General features: G+C 61.9%; 17 protein-coding genes. 10 read left to right on the top strand and 7 right to left on the bottom strand.

The window, feature by feature from the left end:
- Nucleotides 1-51: 51 nt before the first annotated feature.
- From GE027_RS10770 to GE027_RS10760, 4 genes are all read right to left on the bottom strand, one after another.
- The gene (locus tag GE027_RS10770) at nucleotides 52-1,632 is read right to left on the bottom strand and encodes a hypothetical protein (protein WP_153557195.1); all 1,581 of its coding nucleotides are present in this window, start codon (nucleotides 1,630-1,632) and stop codon (nucleotides 52-54) included.
- Nucleotides 1,633-1,652: 20 nt separating this feature from the next.
- Entirely contained in the window at nucleotides 1,653-2,171 is a 519-nt protein-coding gene (locus GE027_RS10765) for a 3-hydroxyacyl-ACP dehydratase FabZ family protein (RefSeq protein WP_153557217.1), read from the bottom strand.
- 98 nt (nucleotides 2,172-2,269) lie between these two features.
- Entirely contained in the window at nucleotides 2,270-2,368 is a 99-nt protein-coding gene (locus tag GE027_RS23740; RefSeq protein ID WP_390621586.1) for a 50S ribosomal protein bL37, read from the bottom strand.
- 175 nt (nucleotides 2,369-2,543) lie between these two features.
- The gene (locus tag GE027_RS10760; RefSeq protein WP_153557194.1) at nucleotides 2,544-3,317 is read right to left on the bottom strand and encodes an NRDE family protein; all 774 of its coding nucleotides are present in this window, start codon (nucleotides 3,315-3,317) and stop codon (nucleotides 2,544-2,546) included.
- Nucleotides 3,318-3,602: 285 nt separating this feature from the next.
- Here GE027_RS10760 and GE027_RS10755 point away from each other — a divergent pair, with 285 nt between their 5' ends.
- Nucleotides 3,603-3,863, top strand: coding sequence for a FliM/FliN family flagellar motor C-terminal domain-containing protein (locus GE027_RS10755; protein WP_237607456.1), 261 nt, complete (start codon nucleotides 3,603-3,605; stop codon nucleotides 3,861-3,863).
- Nucleotides 3,864-4,296: 433 nt separating this feature from the next.
- Here GE027_RS10755 and GE027_RS10750 read toward each other — a convergent pair whose 3' ends face one another.
- Nucleotides 4,297-5,106 (bottom strand): protein kinase domain-containing protein, encoded by an 810-nt coding sequence (locus tag GE027_RS10750; protein ID WP_153557192.1) that lies wholly within the window; start codon nucleotides 5,104-5,106, stop codon nucleotides 4,297-4,299.
- Nucleotides 5,107-5,417: 311 nt separating this feature from the next.
- On the opposite strand from GE027_RS10750, the gene GE027_RS10745 reads away from it, so the two are divergent.
- A complete protein-coding gene (locus GE027_RS10745) occupies nucleotides 5,418-6,530 on the top strand; it encodes a substrate-binding domain-containing protein (protein WP_153557216.1) in 1,113 nt (370 codons plus the stop codon).
- A complete protein-coding gene (locus GE027_RS10740) occupies nucleotides 6,527-7,537 on the top strand; it encodes a glycosyltransferase family 2 protein (protein ID WP_237607455.1) in 1,011 nt (336 codons plus the stop codon). The genes GE027_RS10745 and GE027_RS10740 overlap by 4 nt, the downstream gene beginning before the upstream one ends.
- Before the next feature lie 75 nt (nucleotides 7,538-7,612).
- On the opposite strand, the gene GE027_RS10735 is transcribed toward GE027_RS10740, so the two are convergent.
- Nucleotides 7,613-7,816 (bottom strand): CsbD family protein, encoded by a 204-nt coding sequence (locus GE027_RS10735; protein WP_153557191.1) that lies wholly within the window; start codon nucleotides 7,814-7,816, stop codon nucleotides 7,613-7,615.
- 233 nt (nucleotides 7,817-8,049) lie between these two features.
- Complete coding sequence (locus GE027_RS10730; RefSeq protein WP_153557190.1) at nucleotides 8,050-8,520, bottom strand: PA2169 family four-helix-bundle protein; 471 nt, start codon at nucleotides 8,518-8,520, stop codon at nucleotides 8,050-8,052.
- Between the two features lie 329 nt (nucleotides 8,521-8,849).
- Here GE027_RS10730 and GE027_RS10725 point away from each other — a divergent pair, with 329 nt between their 5' ends.
- From GE027_RS10725 to GE027_RS10695, 7 genes are all read left to right on the top strand, one after another.
- Complete coding sequence (locus tag GE027_RS10725; RefSeq protein ID WP_153557214.1) at nucleotides 8,850-9,635, top strand: N-formylglutamate amidohydrolase; 786 nt, start codon at nucleotides 8,850-8,852, stop codon at nucleotides 9,633-9,635.
- Complete coding sequence (locus GE027_RS10720; RefSeq protein ID WP_162006677.1) at nucleotides 9,632-11,578, top strand: flavohemoglobin expression-modulating QEGLA motif protein; 1,947 nt, start codon at nucleotides 9,632-9,634, stop codon at nucleotides 11,576-11,578. Before GE027_RS10725 ends, GE027_RS10720 begins: the two co-directional genes overlap by 4 nt.
- Complete coding sequence (locus tag GE027_RS10715) at nucleotides 11,575-12,621, top strand: glutathione synthetase (protein WP_153557188.1); 1,047 nt, start codon at nucleotides 11,575-11,577, stop codon at nucleotides 12,619-12,621. Before GE027_RS10720 ends, GE027_RS10715 begins: the two co-directional genes overlap by 4 nt.
- A 175-nt stretch (nucleotides 12,622-12,796) precedes the next feature.
- Nucleotides 12,797-13,255, top strand: coding sequence for a CsbD family protein (locus tag GE027_RS10710; RefSeq protein WP_162006676.1), 459 nt, complete (start codon nucleotides 12,797-12,799; stop codon nucleotides 13,253-13,255).
- A 177-nt stretch (nucleotides 13,256-13,432) separates the two neighbouring features.
- Nucleotides 13,433-15,454, top strand: a complete 2,022-nt coding sequence (locus GE027_RS10705) for an AI-2E family transporter (RefSeq protein ID WP_153557186.1) — start codon at nucleotides 13,433-13,435, stop codon at nucleotides 15,452-15,454.
- Nucleotides 15,441-18,338, top strand: coding sequence for a response regulator (locus GE027_RS10700; protein ID WP_153557185.1), 2,898 nt, complete (start codon nucleotides 15,441-15,443; stop codon nucleotides 18,336-18,338). Before GE027_RS10705 ends, GE027_RS10700 begins: the two co-directional genes overlap by 14 nt.
- On the top strand, nucleotides 18,331-18,693 hold the full coding sequence (locus GE027_RS10695) for a response regulator (RefSeq protein ID WP_153557184.1): 363 nt from the start codon (nucleotides 18,331-18,333) through the stop codon (nucleotides 18,691-18,693). Before GE027_RS10700 ends, GE027_RS10695 begins: the two co-directional genes overlap by 8 nt.
- The last annotated feature ends 176 nt before the right edge of the window (nucleotides 18,694-18,869 follow it).

The raw sequence follows: 18,869 nt of genomic DNA, 5'->3' as shown, positions 1-18,869 counted from the left end.
ACCAAGAACCGCAACATAAGGCGGAATCCGTCGGCGACGATACCGAAAAAACTAGCGTCCTATCCAGCCCAGATAGTCCCAAAACGTGTACAGCCAAGGATGCTGCCACGGATTGTCCAGACTCGTCGCCACCGAAAAGACGCTGATCGCCAGCAGCACCCCGCCCAGAGCTCGCAGCCACGGCGATTTGGCCAGTTTGTCGGCCGCCGGAATCATCAACCACAGCCACAGCGGGGCGAACCACAGCATCCACCTGAGCGCCGCACTGACGCCGCCGTAGTTGCGATCGATCAGGGGCCGCATCCAGTAAAATCCCAGCACGACCAGCGTGGCCAAGCAAATCGCCATCGCCAACGCGCGCCGCAGCCCGTCGTCGTCGACAAACCAGAACGCGGCCCCAACCACGGCCAAGATCCAGACCGGGGTCAGCGAAAACAGGCCGTGATGCCCGATGGTCGTGTGCAGCACATAGATCCCCTGGTGCGGTTCGCCCAGGTCCACTCCGGTCCGCCGATCGCTGGTCCAGTAACTGCCCTCGTACTCGTACCAATCGTCCCAGTGGTGCACGGCCCACGCATCGCCGTCCCGAAGCACCGCATAACGCTGGTTGCCGGATTCGGTGATCGCCATCCAGCGGCCCTCTCGGTGGCTTTCCAACAACCCCATCCGCTCGTCGATCGCTTCGCCTTCGTCGATCAGCGCCCGGCGGATGTCCGCGATTTCCAGCTCCCCTTCGGGCTCCACGCGGGCGATCAAGGGCCCGTTGCCGCGATGGGCGTAGGGGGGCCGAAGGCTTTGATGGGCGATCCAGTTGGTGCCAAAAAAACCCAGGGCGACCAACAGCACGCCGGGCACAAAGCCGCTGGCCGCCGCCGCCGGCGATCGCCAAAATGCCAGCAGACCAAACAGTACCAGCATGAACAGGGCCGGCAGTTCGTTGGCCGCCATCATCCCCGCGGCCAGCCCCGCGACCAGCATCCAGTGCCAGCGATGCGAACGAGCTTCATCGGCCAAGACCCACAGCGCGACGGCCGCCGCCGCCGCCGCCGGCAGATGATTGTTCAGCGACACACTGAACGGCAGCAGCATCGTCCCGAAGCAGGTGGCCGCCGCACAAAAGACGCGCCCCCACTTGGTCCGGCCCGATTGATGAATCAAGGACATCATCGGCGCCAGAAACAACCACAACAGCGGCAGATTGGTCAGCGCCAAGACCAAACGTCCCATGTACAGCGGATGCTCCGAGAGCCGCATGCCGGTGATCTGGTGCGCCGCGGCGTAGACGCCCGCGATCAAGGTCGGCAGCAGCGGCGGTTTGCTGCTGTAGTCGTGGTAGACGCCATCGGTGCCCTGGTGACGCACCCGATCGATCGTCTGCCAAGTGCGGACGTCGCGTTTGATCTTCGGATCCCGGGCCGTGATCTGCATCTGCCGATCGATCCGGTACGTGCCGTCTTCGACCAGCGCCGCGACCGTACACCAACGACTGCGATCATTGGCACTGAGAAAGGGCGTCAAACCGTTGCTGCTCGAGACCACGGCGATGCGTCCTGCCACAATCCCCAGCGTGACGATCATCAACAGAACCATCGTGCGCCACACGATGGGATCGTTCGAAGCGACCGGTTTCACGAGCGTTATCCCGAAAGGGTTCAGCTTTCGGACATCTGCGCATTCAACGCTTCGACCGGAATCGGAATGCCTCGCAAAACGCCCTCGGCGATAAGTTGTCCCTCGACCACGCCCTGGAACGAGGCCACGATCATCCGCCCGCGACGGACGCGGTCCAAGCGCACCATCACCACCAGCCGATCACCCGGCGTGACCACCCCGCGAAAACGCACATCGTCCAGCCCCCCGAAACCGACCATGGCCGCACCCAACAGGTCGTACTTCTGCGTGAAGTAACTGGCCAGCTGTGCCGAGGCTTCCAGGATCATCACCCCGGGCATCAGGGGCATGCCCGGCATGTGGCCACGCACCCAGAACTCATCCTCGCTCAACAAGCGATACGCGGCACAGGCCTGCTCTTCGCGGCGTTCACAGAGGATCGCCGACAGCTGCTCCATCTCGTAGCGCTGCGGATTGTACTTACGGATATCCTCGATACCCGCGATCGGGGCGTCGAAATCCAAAGTTGCAGGGTCGATGATAAATTCGGGTGTTCCCACAAACGGCACTCCGGCGGTGGACACGTTCAGTGCGTAGCAAACGCGGTCTTAAACAGGGTACTCGGACGATTCTCGGGAGCAAACGACCGGAAGGTGCCTTAGGTCTTCAGCTTGCGCCGGCGAGCTTTGCGGCCCTTGGCGTTGGCGGGACGTTTTCCGTGGTTGGCTTTTTTGACTTTGTGATGTGGCTTGGCCATAGGTTCACTATAGAGAAGTTATAAGGGAGGGTTCGGTTTGTGCTTTCAGGTACGAGATTAGCAGTTTATCCGCCAAGAGAAAAGCCGAAGCGAAATCACTTCGGCTTCGAATTCGGAGCGAATAGCGGTTGTGCCGCCGCGAGACAGCTCTCGCGAAGCGGGTTCTGCCGCCCCCTTAGGCGCGAACCTTGGAACGAGCTTCCCGCAGTCCGCGGCTGAGGATGTCTCGCAACATGGGCGAGTAGTCCTCGAATTTCGACTGGTCCGGGGCTCCGCTAGCGAACTGATAGATCGCGTCCCGCGGTTTCACGCCCAGGGCGATCAACGTGCTGCTGACCGTACCGTGCTCCTTGCCGCGGATCACCATGCTGGGCCGACCCGGCCCGGTGGGCGAACGCGCGAAGACCTTGCTGGCGACGGCCAGGAATTTCACCGGCGAATCCAGCATCTGCAGGGTCAACAGGCGGCGCGCCATCTGGACCCGCTCATCGGTGGGATCGTTGACGTCCCGGGCCCCGATGATGTTCAGGCCTTCCTGCAATTCCGCCACTTCGGTCTGCTCGTCCACGTGCACGACCCAGCCATCCTTGGCGTCGGCGATACAGATGTTCACGCCTTCGTAACGCGTCGTCTCCAGTTCGCTCAGCGCCTTGTCGAGCGCTTTCTTGGCCGAACCACAGCGAAGCAGATCCAACCCCAGCAGACCCCGCGACCGTTGGCCGAACATCGGCATGGCCGTCGCTCGGTTACACAGGCCAACGAACAAACCGTTCTGGTTCACGCCCAGCCAGGTTCCTCCGCCGCGTTGATCGATCCCGCACAACACCCGCGGCTTGCCCGACTGAATCGAAGGCGGCAAACTGGGGCGATCGTAATATTCTTCACGATTCGCGGCGACCAAAATGGGGCTTTCCGGAACCAGCCGGTACTGCACAGCGAGTAGGCACATCGCTTTTACTTTCTTTTCAAAGATCGGTGTCGACTTTTCATAACGCCAGTTGCGATCCAAGCCGTTCGACCGGGTCGCACGGTCATTTCGCAACGCAGCCAATCTATCTGCTCGCACCCCGACATGGCACCCTCTCTCGGGGGGAAAGCGCGGCAATTTTCAACCTTTGCCCGCCCTTAGTGGGGCTGGAAGCCGCAAAGCCGGAGTCAGCCGCCTAATTTGACAGCATTCGCACCAAAGATGACGGGCCAAAGATGACGGGCCGAAATGCCGATACTTGCCAGCATGACCAATCCACCCCCGACCCACCGCGATCATGTGCTGAACCTGAAGGCTCCCGTCTCGGTGACCCTGGCACGCAAACGCCTCGCCCTCGATGGCGTGCTGAACATCGTGCCGGGAACGATGCTGATGTTCGACAAAACCTGCGACGAGCCGCTGGAATTGGAAGTCGGCGGGCATCCGCTGGCCACCGGTGAAGCGGTCAAGATCGGCGACAAATTCGGCCTCCGCATCCGCGCCCTCGGCCGCCCGGCTTCAGAGTAGCGAGCGGCGAGGGGCGAGCCGGCGAGTGCTGAGTGGCGAGAGGCGAGGGGCGAGTGAGATAAGCTCAAATCTCAAATCTCCTGACTCCGGCGGATTCTATGTATGCGAAGATTCGTCTTCTCCCCTCTCCCCCGAAGCCTGGCGAGCCTAAGCGAGTCAGGCTTCGGGGGAGAGGGGTTGGGGGTGAGGGGGACCAGCAGAGCGGCACCACCAGTGCGGTGTCTCGATCTCGATACGGTGCGGGAATCGGAAAGGCGTACGCAAACAGTCATTCCGTTGCACCCGAGCCCCCTCACCCCCGGCCCCTCTCCCACCACTGCTTCACTCGCTGACGCTCGCGGCGCCGCGGGGGAGAGGGGAGAAAACATTGCCCTCTACCGCTCGGAGCCCCTACATCGAATCCGCCGGAGCCAGCAAATCTCAAATCTCGCCGCTAGGCGGCGCTCGGTAGGATGTGGTGTCCGAGCGTCTCGATCTCCAGCTTCAACAGCTCGTCGACCAACTGCTCGGCGCTCGGCCGCTGCTTCGCCGCGGTGCTCAGCATGCGGCCGATCAACTCGGCGACCGGTTCCGGAGCTCCGCTGGCCTCGGGCACCATCAGCTGCATGACTTTGCCCAACGCATAGATGTCGGCGGCGGGGTTGAGGATCCCCTTGCCTTCGAGCAGTTCCGGGGCGGCAAACTGGGGCGTGCCGCGAAACACCGGATCGTGCAGGCTGTTGTGCTCCGCAGCGAAGCCCAGGTCCACCAGCGTGACGTGCCCACGGTCGCTGATCAGCAGATTCGATGGTTTCACATCGCGGTGCATCCAACCCGCGGCGTGCAGGGCGGCCAGGGCTTGGGCGGTTTGCCGGCACCACCACAGAGCGACGGGCAGCGGCTGGCGTTGGCCGCTGTGCAACCGCTCCTCCAGCGTATCGCCTTCGATCCGCGGCATCACGCAGTAGGGTTCTCTGGCCGAGAGGGCGGCGTCCAGGATGGGGATCAGGTTGGGATGGGACGCGTCGGATGCGGCGGCGACTTCGGCGCGGATCTGCATCGCCCCTTCGGGTTGTTCCTGGATGCTTTTGCGAGCCACTTTGACCACGTAGTCACAGCGGGGACTGCCCGAAGCGTCGGCCGGCTGAGCCAGAAACAATTCGGTCCACGGTCCGCGGTGCAACTGGGAAACCAGCCGCCAGATACCGATCGTCCGCGCGGCCGGCAGGGGGCGGGCGCCCGAATCAACAAACCGTAACTCCATGCAAACATCCTCGTCGTGGCGGCAATGTTTCTTGCGTCCTCTTGCGCCACAGCCGCCAGCAGACTTCTGCAGCCGGCGCTGTGGTGGGCTCCACGGATCTGATCGACCAGCTTCCGGCCCTACCCATAGGCCGGCTCTGGCAGACGGAAAAGTCCCCCTATCCTCACAACCCGACCAAGCCCCAGCGAAGCAACCGACCAAGGCCCAGCGCAGCAACCGAGCAAGGCCCAGCGCAGCAACCTTTCCGGCGTTCCCCCGGCGGCTTACACTGTGACCCTGCCCGCCATCCCGCTTCCCCGAAGGGAAAGAACATGCGCACTGACCGCCTTCTCGTCGTGGCCCCACTGGCCGTTTTACTGCTGACCTCGCTGGGCTGCGATCGCTCTACACCCACGGCCGGCGTCAATGCCAAAGCCGTCGGTGCAGGCGGCGACCCAGCCCAAGCCTCCGATCGTTTCCCGCTCCAGGCCGGCGACTACACGGTGCTGGGGATCATGACTGACCGCCAGGACAACTCCCAGGCCAAGGGCAACGTCGAATCGACGCTGCTGCTGCACCCGGATGTGGGCTGCCTGGTGGGTTTGTGGAGCGCCAACACGCCGGCCATCCTGGCGGCTCTGGAGGGCTCGGACAAAGCGGAGCGGATCCAGGTGGTCGGTTTCGACGAGCACCCTGAAACGCTGAAAGGAATCCGCGACGGCGAGGTCTACGGAACGATCGTTCAACAACCCTATGTCTTCGGATTCCGCTCCGTGGAATTCCTGACCGCTCTGGCCCGCAGCGGCGAAGTGGACGTGCCGGCCGACAAGCGAATTTACATTCCTTACAAAGAAATCACCGCCCAGAATGTGCAAGCCTTTACCGAGGAAGTCGAAGCGATGAACGCCGGCAACGGTCCGATCCTCGAGCCGATGGCTCGGATGGGCGACGGCAAGGAGGACGTCTCGGTTGCATTCATCACCAACGGAACCGATCCGTTCTGGATCCTGGCCGACCGGGGCTGCGAGAAAGCGGCCGAGCACTTTCAGGTGCAGGTCGAGTTCCAGCCGCCCAGCACGTCGACGATCGAAGAACAAAAACGATTGCTCGAATCCAACGTGGTCAAACAATTCGACGGGATCGCGATCAGCGCCATCGACCCGGAGAATCAAGTCGAAATGATCAACGAAGCCAGCCGGGCGATGCCGGTGATTTGTCACGACGGCGACGCCCCGGACAGCGAGCGACTATTCTACTTGGGAACCAGCAACTACATGGCGGGCCGCGCGGCCGGGCGGATGATCAAGCAGGCCCTGCCCCAGGGCGGCAAGGTGATGATGTTCGTCGGATTGATGGAAGTCCTGAACGCTCAACAGCGCAGCCAGGGCGTCATCGACGAATTGGCCGACAAGCCGATCCCCGCCCAGTACCAAGGAGCCGAGTGATCAACGCGCCCCCCTCTGTCGTCTCGGTCGTCGTCCCGCTGTTGGACGAACAGGAGACGATTCGCACCCTGGTAGCCCAAGTCACGGCCGTCCTGCGGCAGATCGGACACACCGCCGATATCATCCTGGTCGACGACGGCTCGAGCGATGATTCGTGGCAGGTGATCGAGAAACTGGCCGCGGAATTCGATACCGTACGAGGCATCCGTTTTCGTCGCAACTTTGGCAAAGCGGCGGCCCTGGCCGCGGGCTTCGAAGCCGCCCGCGGTGAGATCGTGATCACCATGGATGCGGACCTGCAAGACGACCCGCAGGAGATCCCGCGGTTTCTGGAAGCCCTCGACAGCGGCTACGACGTGGTCAGCGGCTGGAAGAAGGTGCGGCACGATCCCTGGCACAAAGTGGGGCCGTCGCGAGTCTTTAATTACTTGGTCGGCCGGCTGACCGGCGTGCGGATCCACGATCACAACTGCGGCTTCAAAGCCTATCGACGAGAGATTTTTGATCAGGTCAAGCTGTACGGCGAGATGCATCGCTTTGTGCCCGTGTTAGCCGACGCTCGCGGTTGGCGAGTGACCGAGATCACCGTCCTGCACCATCCTCGCAAACACGGCAAGAGTAAGTACGGGGTGGGCCGCATCGTCAAAGGTTTTTTGGATCTGCTGACGATCTATTTCTTGACGCGTTTTGCCCAGCGACCGCTGCACCTGATCGGTTCGGCGGGGCTGCTGTGTTTCCTGTTCGGCGGCGTCGGCCTGGCCATCCTATCGGCCTGGTGGTGCATCTCGCGGGCGTTCGAATCGATCGCGGTGTTGCACCTGCACGAAAAGGCGATCTTTTACTTCTGCATCCTGGCAATTCTGCTAGGCGCCCAGTTGTTGGTCGCCGGTCTGTTAGCGGAAATGATGACCGCCATGATGCGTCCCAACCTGCCGCCCTACTCAATCGCCCAGCGAACGCCGGAGTCGGTGGCGGAGGAGTCCAGGGCGGAGAAGCCCAGGCCTTAGCTCGACTTTCGCAGTTAGACACCTGAAGGAAATCGAGTTGATGCGGGAACTGCTTCAGTGTGCTGGTTCGGCGGCTCAGCAGTTACAGGATGACTCGAATTCCTTGACCTGCTTCTCGGCTTCGTCTCGGGCGATGCCGTAGCGTTCCTGGACTTTGCCGACCAGCTCTTCCCGTTTGCCATCGACCACGTCCAGGTCGTCATCGGTCAACTTGCCCCACTTCTGCTGGGCTTGGCCCTTGGCCTGTTTCCACTTGCCTTGAATCTTGTCCCAGTTCATTTCGGTCTCCTTGGATGGTCTTCTTTTTGTTTTCACAGGCTGGAAGCCTATGCCACTGCTTTCACAGGCTGGAAGCCTATGCCACTGTTTTCACAGGCTGGAAGCCTATGCCACTGTGAAAGCCGAGGAGTGCTCCGAGCCGCAAGAGGATCTGCTTGATCCACGAGAACGACAAAAAGCATCGGAGCACTCCCCGAACAAAACCGCTAGCGCTTTCAACGCTGTACCGAACGTTATTTATTCTTGTAGGCGTCGCGGAGGTCGCGGACCTTGTCGTGCCCGGCTTTGACGCTGGCGTACTGCGACTGCAGCACGTCGTTCATGGCGCTGCCGGAGGTTTCCTTCAGCACTTCCTCGTAGGCGTTCTTGATGTGATCCTCACCGCGTTCGGCTTCGTTGAGGATGACCTGGGTGTCGCCGCCGTTGAGCTTGCTGCGGATATTGATCCAGGTGCGGTGCACGCTGGCGGCCACCGATCCATCGTCCTCGGCTTCTTTGCCATTCCATTCGACGTGCTTTTGCAACTCCGCCGCCATCGCTGATCGTTCAGCGGCCAATTCTCGAAACAGGGCGGCAACGCGTTCGTCCTTCAGCTCCTCGGCCGATTCGCGAAAGCCGTCGTACGAATCGATGTTGGCGCGAATCAACTTCTGCAGCTTCTCCAGCGTGTTCTCATTCAACGTGTTCTTGGTTTCCAAACTCATGCGTGTTTCTCCGGTTTTGGTTGGGTAACGTTCGATTGCAAACGCGGCGTGCCCGATGGTCCGCTTGGACCGTTCAAAATCGACCTCGCAACGCCGCGAGTGACGATGCAGCAACCGTCCCGACAGGACCGGCCGCATCGCCGTTTGACGGGGAACCAGAGGTGCAAACTGTGTGCCAGGAAACTCAGCCACCTCCGCGGTCCGGCGGCCGGCCGCGACCACCGGCATGTGGTACAGGCTTTGCAGCAGAGCTCATTACCAGAGGGCGTGCTCACTAACGAAGGACGATTCCCCGCTTTTGCTACCCGTTCTACCGAAGGAGCTCGATGATGACGCTGATGCCTCACTGTATCTTCCAGCGGGGTACCGGTCCGATCGTGGCGGCGGCGGTGCACGACGGACACGACATGCGTCCCCGCTTGGAAGACCGGATGGCCATCGATGAAGAAGAACGGCTTCGCGAAGAAGATCCGCACACCGGCGAACTGACTCAGGTCGCCAAGACTCAGATCGTCGGCTTGCGGTCCCGTTTCGAAGTCGACTTGAACCGGCCGCGCGACGAAGCTGTGTATATCGAACCCGAGGACGCTTGGGGGCTAAAGCTGTGGCGGCGTCCGCCGACCAAAGAGATGATCGAAAAGTCGTTGTCGGAGTACGACGAGTTCTACGCATCGGTCGAGACCCTGCTGCGTGAGTTGCTCGATCGGTACGGACACGTGGTCGTGTACGACCTGCACTCCTACAACCACCGCCGCGAAGGTGCCGACGCGCCGGCCGCCAATCCGCTAGAGAACCCCGATGTCAATGTGGGCACCGGAACGATGGAGCGAGAGTACTGGGCCCCGGTCGTGGACCGGTTCATCCAGGACCTGCGTCAGCACGAGTACCACGGCCGCACGCTGGATGTACGAGAAAATGTTCGCTTCCAAGGCGGCCATTTCAGCCGCTGGATCCACAAAACCTTTCCGCGGCAAGTCTGTTCGTTGGCGATCGAATTCAAAAAAACATTCATGGATGAATGGACCGGTCAGACCGACCCCAGCGAGATCGAAACCATCTTCGACGTGCTGCAATCCACCATCCCTGGCGTGCGGGAGGAACTGGAGAACCTGTGAGTGCCGCAAGCACCTCTGCTGAAGCTGCCAACTTTTCCCAGCTGTCGACCATCGTCGAAGGGCGACTGGCGAAGAATCGTCGTGTGCGCCGCAACCTGCCCGGCGGCGGCCGGCTGCGAATGGATCGTCAGTTGCCTTTTCTTTGCGTGTATCGCCAGCCACCCCGGTCCGATGCGGGAACACGCGAGTTGGTCACCAGTGAAGCGGCCTACTTGCACGCCAGCGGTCAGCCGCAACATCAACGCGGCATCGGCCAACTGTGTGGCCAGATCGCGTCGACCATGCGGGAACATTTCGGAACGTTCCTGATCGTCGAAGTCTGGTCCCAGCAGCAGGCGGCGGAAGCGAGCGGCGGCGACGTCCCGGATTTTCAAGTGCATTGCCGGGAAGCCAGCAGCATGCCGGGGACGCTCGAGACGTTTTGCGATGCGCTCGGTCAGATCGATGTCGATGGTGCGGCCGCCACGGTCGAGGTCTGCCAGACGGACCGAATCACGCCGCCGGAATTGCCTCCACTGGCACTTGCCTGCCAGGACACCGCGCTGGCCGGCGTGGTGCATCTGGGTATCGCGGTTCGGCCGTTCTATCGCGACAACCAGACCGGCGAGCTGTATCCGGTGGTCCTGGAAGAGCTGCGGGGGCAGTGGGCTTGGGCGCTCCGCCGCGCGATCAGCAAGTTCACCGGTGGCGACGGAAAAACCACCGCGATGCACTACCACACCCTGGGGCCGACGGCGCTGGTCAAAGCGGCGAGGTTGGTCGACCAACAGCTGTGCGAGGTTTCTCAGTCGTTTGATTTTCTGCTGCAGGTTACCCCGATCAACTCCGACGAAGCCTGGGCTGAGTTTCAGGCCAGCGGCTTTGCCGGCATGCCCCTGCTGCGTTACCGCCCGCTGCCCTACCGCATCAATCTGTTGAAACGGCGCCTGTTCGACATCGAGATCGAACGCATCGAGGACACCACGCTGGCAAAGTTGTTTTGGGAAAAGCAAGACGAGCTGGACTGCGAGCTGACCGCCCTGCGGCACCTGGACACGTCGCAGTTCCTGCACTCTTCGCTGCAGCTGTACGGCGGCGCCGAGGACGACCTGGTGCAGTTGGCCGCACAGCTGCTGGACCGGTCTTCGCAACGCCCGGCTGCCGGCACCGGCACGTCCAATCGCGAAATGCCAAGGGGTCGCTCCGCCAATGCAGCGTCTCTCTCGCTGGATGCCGTCGTCAAGCGGGCTCGCGAGGAGATCGATTACTACCACCGCCAGATGCCCAGCTTTAACGCGACGGTCGAAGTCTGCAACGAGATCGCCTCTGGCATCATGGTTTCGCAAGGCAAACTGTTGGTCGCCGAGACGCTGAAGCTTTCGCCTCGCCGGATCGGCCCGCTGCTGCATCATGAGATCGGCACTCATCTGTTGACGTACTTCAACGGCCGCAACCAACCCTTCCGCCAGCTGTACGCCGGCTTGGCCCGGTACGAGGAACTGCAAGAGGGACTGGCAGTCCTGGCCGAATACCTGACCGGCGGGCTGACCGCGGGACGGTTGCGGGGATTGGCCGCGCGGGTGATCGCCGCCCGCAGCATGACCGACGGCGCCGCGTTCTCCGACACGTTCGCCCGCCTGCACGAGGAACACGGACTGGGGGCGAGAAAATCGTTCGTGACCACCCTGCGAGCCTACCGTGGCGGGGGCCTAACCAAGGATGTGATCTACCTGCGCGGCCTGCGAGATCTGCTGGCCTATCTGGCTCGCGGTCACGATATCGAGCCCCTGTACGTCGGCAAAATCGGTTTGCCGCACTTGCCCTATATCCAGGAGCTGCGGCGTCGGGGGATTATCGAAGCACCGGCGGTCCTCCCACGGTTTTGGCAGCAAGCCGGCGCCCGCGAGCGACTCGAAGCCTGCCGAGGCCTTTCTGTTACCGAATTACTAGAGCACCAAACATGAAGATTGGATTTGTTGTCAACCAGGTGGAAACCGAACAGGCGGTCTATACCACGACGCGCCTGGCGATGGCCGCCACCAACATGGGACATCAGAGCTATCTGATGGGCGTGGGCGATTTCGTCTACGAACCCGAGGGTTCCATTCACGCTCATGCCCGCGAGCCTGCCGATCAACAGTACGATTCACTGGAAGAATACCTGGCCGCGGCCCAGGACAAAAGCAAGCCTCGGACCAAGGTCACCGTCGACGATCTGGACGTCTTGCTGCTGCGCAACGATCCGGCCGAAGACGCCACCGACCGGGTGTGGGCCCAGACCAGTGGGATCCTGTTTGGCCAACTGGCCGCCGCCCGGGGCGTGATCGTCTTGAATGACCCGAACAATTTGGTCAACGCCCTCAACAAAACCTACTTCCAGCATTTTCCCGAACAGGTCCGTCCCCGGACCTGCATCAGCCGCAGCCCTCAAGAGATCAAAGCCTTTATCCAGGAACAACACGACAAGGTCGTGATCAAACCGCTGCAGGGTTCGGGCGGCCAAGGCGTTTTCCTGATCAATGAAGACGAGCAGGCCAACATCAACCAGATGATCGAAGCCGTCACTCGCGATGGCTACTGCATCGCCCAGGAATACCTGCCGGCGGCGGTCAACGGCGACGTCCGGATGTTCGTCATGAACGGGCGGGCCCTGGAAGTGGACGGCCAGTACGCCGCCTTTCGCCGGGTCAATTCCACGGGCGACGCCCGCAGCAACATGCACTCCGGCGGCAGGAGCGAAGCGGTCGAAGTGACCGACCAGATGCTCGAGTTGGTGGAAATGGTGCGTCCCAAGCTGGTCCGCGACGGCATGTTCCTGGTGGGGCTGGACATCGTCGACGACAAGCTGATGGAAATCAATGTGTTCAGCCCCGGCGGTCTGGGCAGCAGCCAACAGCACACCGGCGTGGATTTCACCCAGGCGATCATCCGCGACCTGGAACGCAAGGTCAAATACAAGACCTACTACGGCGGCGGCATCCCCAACGTCGACCTGGCCACGCTGTAATATGGGCCGCAGCAAGCCGGCGGACCGGACCGATCCGCAGGCCCCCCGCCCACGGGCCGATCGCCGCAATTTGGCACGCGACTTGCTCCATAGATCTCCTCGGCAGGTCGACCGCAGCCGGTTGGCTGAGAGGTTGAATTACAGAACGAGTTATGGCGCTGAAAGGAAAGCAAGCATGGTCACGAAACAACAATTGAGTGGGAACTGGAACAAGATCGTCGGCGAAGTCAAAAAGAAACACGGCCAGATCACGGACAATGAACTGAAGCAGGTCGAAGGCAACGCGGACCAATTGGTCGGTTTGATTCAGCGCAAGACGGGTCAAAGTCGCGAGCAGATCGAAGCGATGTTGGACGATTGCTGCCAGGGCGACGATTCGACCCTGCAGCGCGTCTCGCAATCGGCCTCCGAAGCGGTCGGCGCGGCCGGCGAACAGGCCCGTGCCCAGTACGACCAGTTGTCCGCTCAGGCGCGTCAAGGCTACCAGCAATCGGTCGACACGCTGTCGAAGCATCCTCTGGAATCGGCCGGGGCCGCCTTTGGACTGGGGCTGCTGGCGGGCCTGGCGATCGGTTTGACCTTGGCCGGACGATCGCAACCGCCGGAATCGTTCTGGCAGCGTCGCTGGTCCTAGACGGTTTGACCGGGCCTGCCGCCCGCTCGTGCGGTTACCCAGCAGGCCGCTTCGTCGGCTACCCGCAGTATTGACCGGGACCATGTCCGCAGTTCTTGGGCATGCGTCCCGTTTTTGATGGTCGTTTAGGCTTCTCTCGCCGAGTCCTCGCAATTGCTCCGCCCCCAATCGACCTCGATGATCGCTCGCGTGTTTTTCACGCTGGCTACGATCTTGATGGTGATGCTGCTGCTGTACTTCGGCAAACCGGTACTGATCCCGGTGGCTCTTAGCGTCCTGTTGGCTTTCATCCTGACGCCCCTGGTGGACGTTTTGGAAGGCTGGCGCCTGAGCCGGACGCCCGCGGTGCTGTTGGCCACCGGATTGGCTTTTGCGATCATTGCCATGGCGATTTGGGCATTGGTCTCACAGGCCACCAGCTTGGCGGCCGAGCTGCCCAATCACAAAAACGAGATCCAAGCGAAACTCTCGGCGCTGAAGGTAGACGAAGGCTCCACCTACGGACGGCTGTCGGAGATGTTTCGCGAACTGCTGTCCGAAGAGGAGCCGTCGGCCGCTTCGGCAGAGAACGCCGACGCGGACCCGGCGGAGCTTCCGGTAGTTTACGAAGTCGGCGTCGAACCGCCCGCACCGGCCACCCCGCCTGCGCCGATCGTTGTTGCGGCCGAGCGAGAGAGCACATTCACGTCGGCGATCGATATCCTGCTGCCGATCGTCGAACCTCTGGCCACGGCGGCCCTGGTCGTCGTGCTGGTCATGTTTTTGTTGTTCCGCCGCGAGGATGTCCGCTACCGCATGATCTCGTTGATGGGCGACGCCGCCCTGACGGGAACCACGCGACTGATGCGGGACACGGCCGAACGGGTCAGCAAGTACCTGTTGAATCTGATGCTGGTCAACGCCGCGTTCGGGTTGTGGTTCGGTCTGGGGCTGTACCTGTTGGGCGTGCCCTACGCGCCTCTCTGGGGCTTTCTGACGCTGTGCCTGCGATTTATTCCGTTTCTCGGCAGCCCCGCTTCGGTTCTGTTTCCCTTGTTGGTCAGCTTTGCCACCTCCAGCGGCTGGGGCCAGCCGATCGCGGTGTTGGTGTTCTTTGTGACTTCGGAACTGGTCACATCCAACATCATCGAACCGATCCTGTTCGGAAAAACCACCGGCTTGACTCCGATCGCCTTGCTGATCGCGGCGCTGTTCTGGGCGTGGATCTGGGGTCCGATCGGATTGTTATTGTCCACGCCGCTGACGGTGTGTTTGGTCGTCATGGGACAACACCTGCCACATCTGCGTTCTTTGAAAGTGCTGTTGGCCGAGCAACCGGTGCTGGATGCCCGGCTGCAATTCTTCCAGCGTCTGCTGGCGGGCGATGCGGCCGAAGCGGGCCGTGTGTTTCAGCGCTATGTCGACACCTTTGGACGCTCGCGAGCCTTCGACGAAGTTCTGCTGCCCGCCTTGGCGTGGACGCGTCTGGAACGCTCGAAAGAATCCATCACTTCGGAAGAAGAGCACTTTATCTGGCAGTCGACTCGCGAGGCGATCCGCCAGCTGCCCGCCGAACCGCAAGCGGCCGAAGGCAACTCGAACGACTCGTCCCAACCCGCTGCATTCGAAACGGCCGCTTCGCCCCGACCGGCGGCGGCGCCAGCCGGCGCAGGCAATCTGCAATCGGCCAGTTCGGTCGTGGCTGTCCAGCCGACCGCGGTTGACGCCCCCGCAAGCACGACCTCTCCGTCCAGCACGACCGCAGGCGAAGAGACGGCTGACACGGCGTCGACGGCGGATCCGGAAAGCCGACCCGACGCGCCTCGACCGCGGGTGTATGGCTACCCGGTGCATCACGAATCCGAAGAGGTCGCGTTGGCGATGCTGGAGCGGCTGCTGGAACAGGATTACGAGGTCCGCTCGTGCACGACTCGGATCCTGCCCAGCAAAGCGCTCACCCAGATTGCCCAGTGGCAACCACAGGTGGTCGTGTTGGCGGTCCTGCCGCCTGGCGGCCTTCCGCAGGTCAAATACATGTGCCGCGAAATCCATCAACGCTGTCCCGAGGTGCACATCATGGTCGCGTACCTGGGCAAGGTCAAAGACTACGACAGCCTGCTGGTCAAAGTGCGTGAGGTCGGTGCCAGCTACCTGACCACATCGCTGACGCAAACGACTCACCAGATCCAAGGTCTACGGGAAGACCATGCCGCACCATGAACCTTCGCTTCGGCGGTCTCGCACGCTTCGCTGGTTCGGTCCGGCCGCGCTGGCGTTGGTGCTGTTGGTCCTACTCGGTAGCGCCGCGATCACGTACCGCAACCTGCGTCACGCCGCCGCCGCGGCCGAAGCGGTATCGCACACGCGTACCGTTCTGGCGACCATCGAAGGCATCCTAGCGGACCTCAGCGAAGCGGAATCGGCCGGCCGAGGATACCTATTGTCCAGCGATCCGGTGTACCGCACCCAGTTCGACGACGCCATCGATAAAGTCCTCGCTCGGCACGCCGATCTGGAAAGTCTGACGGTCGATAACCCACAGCAACAAGCCCGGGTCACGCGGCTGAGCAACCTGATCCAGCCAAAGATCGATCTGATGCGTACGTTCGTATCGTTTCGCGATGCCCCGCAGCCGGACAGCGTGCAGGAAGTCCTGCTGCTGAACGCGGAAACACAGGAAATGGCCGCGATCCGAGCTTTGATCCGCGAGATTCGCGACGCCGAAGACGAACAACTGGCCGCCCGGATCGCCCGTCGCGAACGCCAGTGGGGGCAGACCCGATTGATGTTGTTGGCCTCGACCATGGTCGGTTGCGGATTGGTTCTGGGCACCTACTTTCTGCTCCGCCGACTCTGGTCGATGCAGCGGCGTTCGGCAATCGAACGCCACAAACAGTCGCGCGAGATCATCGCTTTGGCGCGCTACAACGAACGCCTGCTGGAATCGACCGGCGAAGGGATCTATGGAATCGACAAACAGGGCACCTGTACGTTCATGAATCGTGCCGGGGCCATTGTCCTGGGCGGCCAGCCCGAAGATTTCCTCGGCCGTTCGATGCACGAGTTGGTCCATCACACCCGAGCCGATGGTGAAGCGTATCCGCTGGACGATTGCCCGATCTACCGTGCCACCACGACCGGTGACGGCTGCCGCGTGGACGACGAGGTGTTCTGGCGACTCGATGGCAAACCGGTACCGGTCGAGTACAGTTCCTTTCCTTTGCTGGAAGACGATGAAGTGGACGGTGCGGTGGTCACCTTTACCGATATCACCGGCCGCCTGCGTTCCCAGCAGGAATTGCAGATGGCCAAAGATGCCGCCGAAGCGGCCAACGAATCCAAGACCCAGTTCCTGGCCAACATGAGTCATGAGCTGCGCACGCCGCTGAACGCCGTCATCATGTACAGCGAACTGCTCAGCGAAGAAGCCGAAGACTTGAACCAGCCCGACTTCATTCCGGACCTAAAACGCATTCGCGGCGCCGGCAAACACCTTCTGGAATTGGTCAACGGTTTGCTGGACCTGTCGAAGATCGAAGCCGGCAAGATGGAATTGTTCCTGGAACCGTTTGACGTCCGCAAACTGGTCGAGGAAGTCACCGCGACCATCGAACCGATGGTCGAGAAGAACCAGAATCGATTGCAAGTACAACTGGATCCCGACGTTCAAACCATTCGGGGCGACGCCACGAAACTTCGCCAAGTGCTGTTCAACCTGCTGTCCAACGCGTGCAAGTTTACCGAACAAGGCACGATCACCCTGCAACTGGCCCGCGATGCCTCGACATCCAGTTTGGTCTTCCGCGTCCGCGATACGGGCATCGGGATGACGACGGAGCAGATGGATCGATTGTTCCAACCCTTTATGCAAGCCGATGCGTCGACGTCGCGCAAGTACGGCGGAACCGGCCTGGGGCTGGCCATCATCCGCCGCTTTACCGAACTGATGAACGGCCGCGTCGAGGTGGACAGCGTACTGGAGCAGGGCACGACCTTCACCGTCCACATCCCCGACCTTCCGCCGACCCAGCGCTCACCGGAAGACGCTCCCCAGGACGCAGCGGCCGCCGCTGCGACCTCTTCCGCCGCCGCGACTTCCTCCGCCGCTGCGACCTCTTCCGATGCTGCGACGCCTACTGCCGATGCAGCGGATGCGACGCCGGACACCGCCATCGATTCGACCGCCGCAGCGGATTCGATTGCGACCGACGCAAAGACCACGTCGTCAGCGGTCAAGACGGTTTTGGTCATCGATGACGACGCGGCGGTGCGGGACATCCTTTCGCGGGTGTTGATCGCCGAAGGGATTCGGCCGCTGACCGCCGCCGACGGCGAAGAAGGCCTGCAACGAGCTCGCCAGCATCGACCGGATTTAATTTTGCTGGACCTGATGATGCCCAAGGTCGATGGCTGGGCGGTGCTTTCGGCCCTAAAGTCCGATCCCCAACTGTGTCAGACGCCGGTCATCCTGCAATCGATTCGCGACGATCGGGATTTGGGATACATGTTGGGTGCGGCGGAGTACGTGGTCAAACCGCTGGACCGCAGCAAGCTGGTAGAGCTGCTGCGGCGTTACATCGGGCAAGGGGAGGGCACGGTGTTGGTGGTCGACGACGACGACGCCACGCGGCGGGCGCTCAACAAGACGTTGGCCGCCGAGGGCTGGGAGGTGGTCGAGGCGGAGCACGGCCGGCATGGACTGGACGCCGTGCGTCTGCGTCCTCCCTCGGTCATCCTGCTGGACCTGATGATGCCTGAGATGGACGGCTTCGATTTCCTCCACTCGCTCCAGCAACATCCGCCCTGGCGAGACATCCCGGTAATCGTGCTGACGTCCAAGGACCTCAGTCCCGAAGAGCACCAGCGGCTGACCGGGGGCGTCGAACGGGTGATCGAGAAGGGTTCGCTGAGCCGTAACCGCGTGCTGGACGAGGTGCGTCGGCTGGTGAACACGTTGACCGGCCGCACCGCACAGCCCGGTGCGGCGTCGACGCCTTGCCAGAGCGACCAGGAAAGAGCATCATCGCCACATGCCGAGCCCACGCCACAGCCCGAGCGCTCGCCACAGCCCGGATCAAGCGAATCAGGAAGCGGACATGCCTAGAATACTGATCATCGACGACAACGAAGACAACCGCGACGTGCTCGCTCGACGCCTGCAACGACGCGGTTTCGACGTCATCAGCGCCGACGGCGGCCGCCAAGGAATCCAGCTGGCCAGCGACGATTCGCCGGACGTCATCCTGATGGATATGAACATGCCCGAGCTGGACGGCTGGGACGCCACTCGCCAGCTTCGCCAGCAGGGTATCGACGTGCCCGTCATCGCCCTGACCGCCCACGCCATGGAGGGCGACCGCCAACGAGCCCTCGAGGCCGGTTGCAACGACTACCACACCAAGCCCGTCGAGCTGGACGTGTTGCTCGAGACGATCGAAACGTTGCTGAACGCCCCGTGAGCATTACTTGAGCCGTTGGGGCGATAATCCCGGTTGATAGCCCCAATTATCTGATGCCGAAACCGAGGCTAAGCACGTCGGCATGAATCTTTCGGTGAAACCCCGCGACAACACCCTCCCGCGCAGCGGGAGGGTCGGGCTCTTAGGCCCGGGAAGGGCCCTACGAAAACCCTCTC

It is taken from the genome of Roseimaritima sediminicola (genome assembly GCF_009618275.1).
GTDB classification, from domain to species: Bacteria; Planctomycetota; Planctomycetia; order Pirellulales; family Pirellulaceae; genus Roseimaritima; species Roseimaritima sediminicola.
This window is presented reverse-complemented; position numbering and strand designations above follow the sequence as displayed.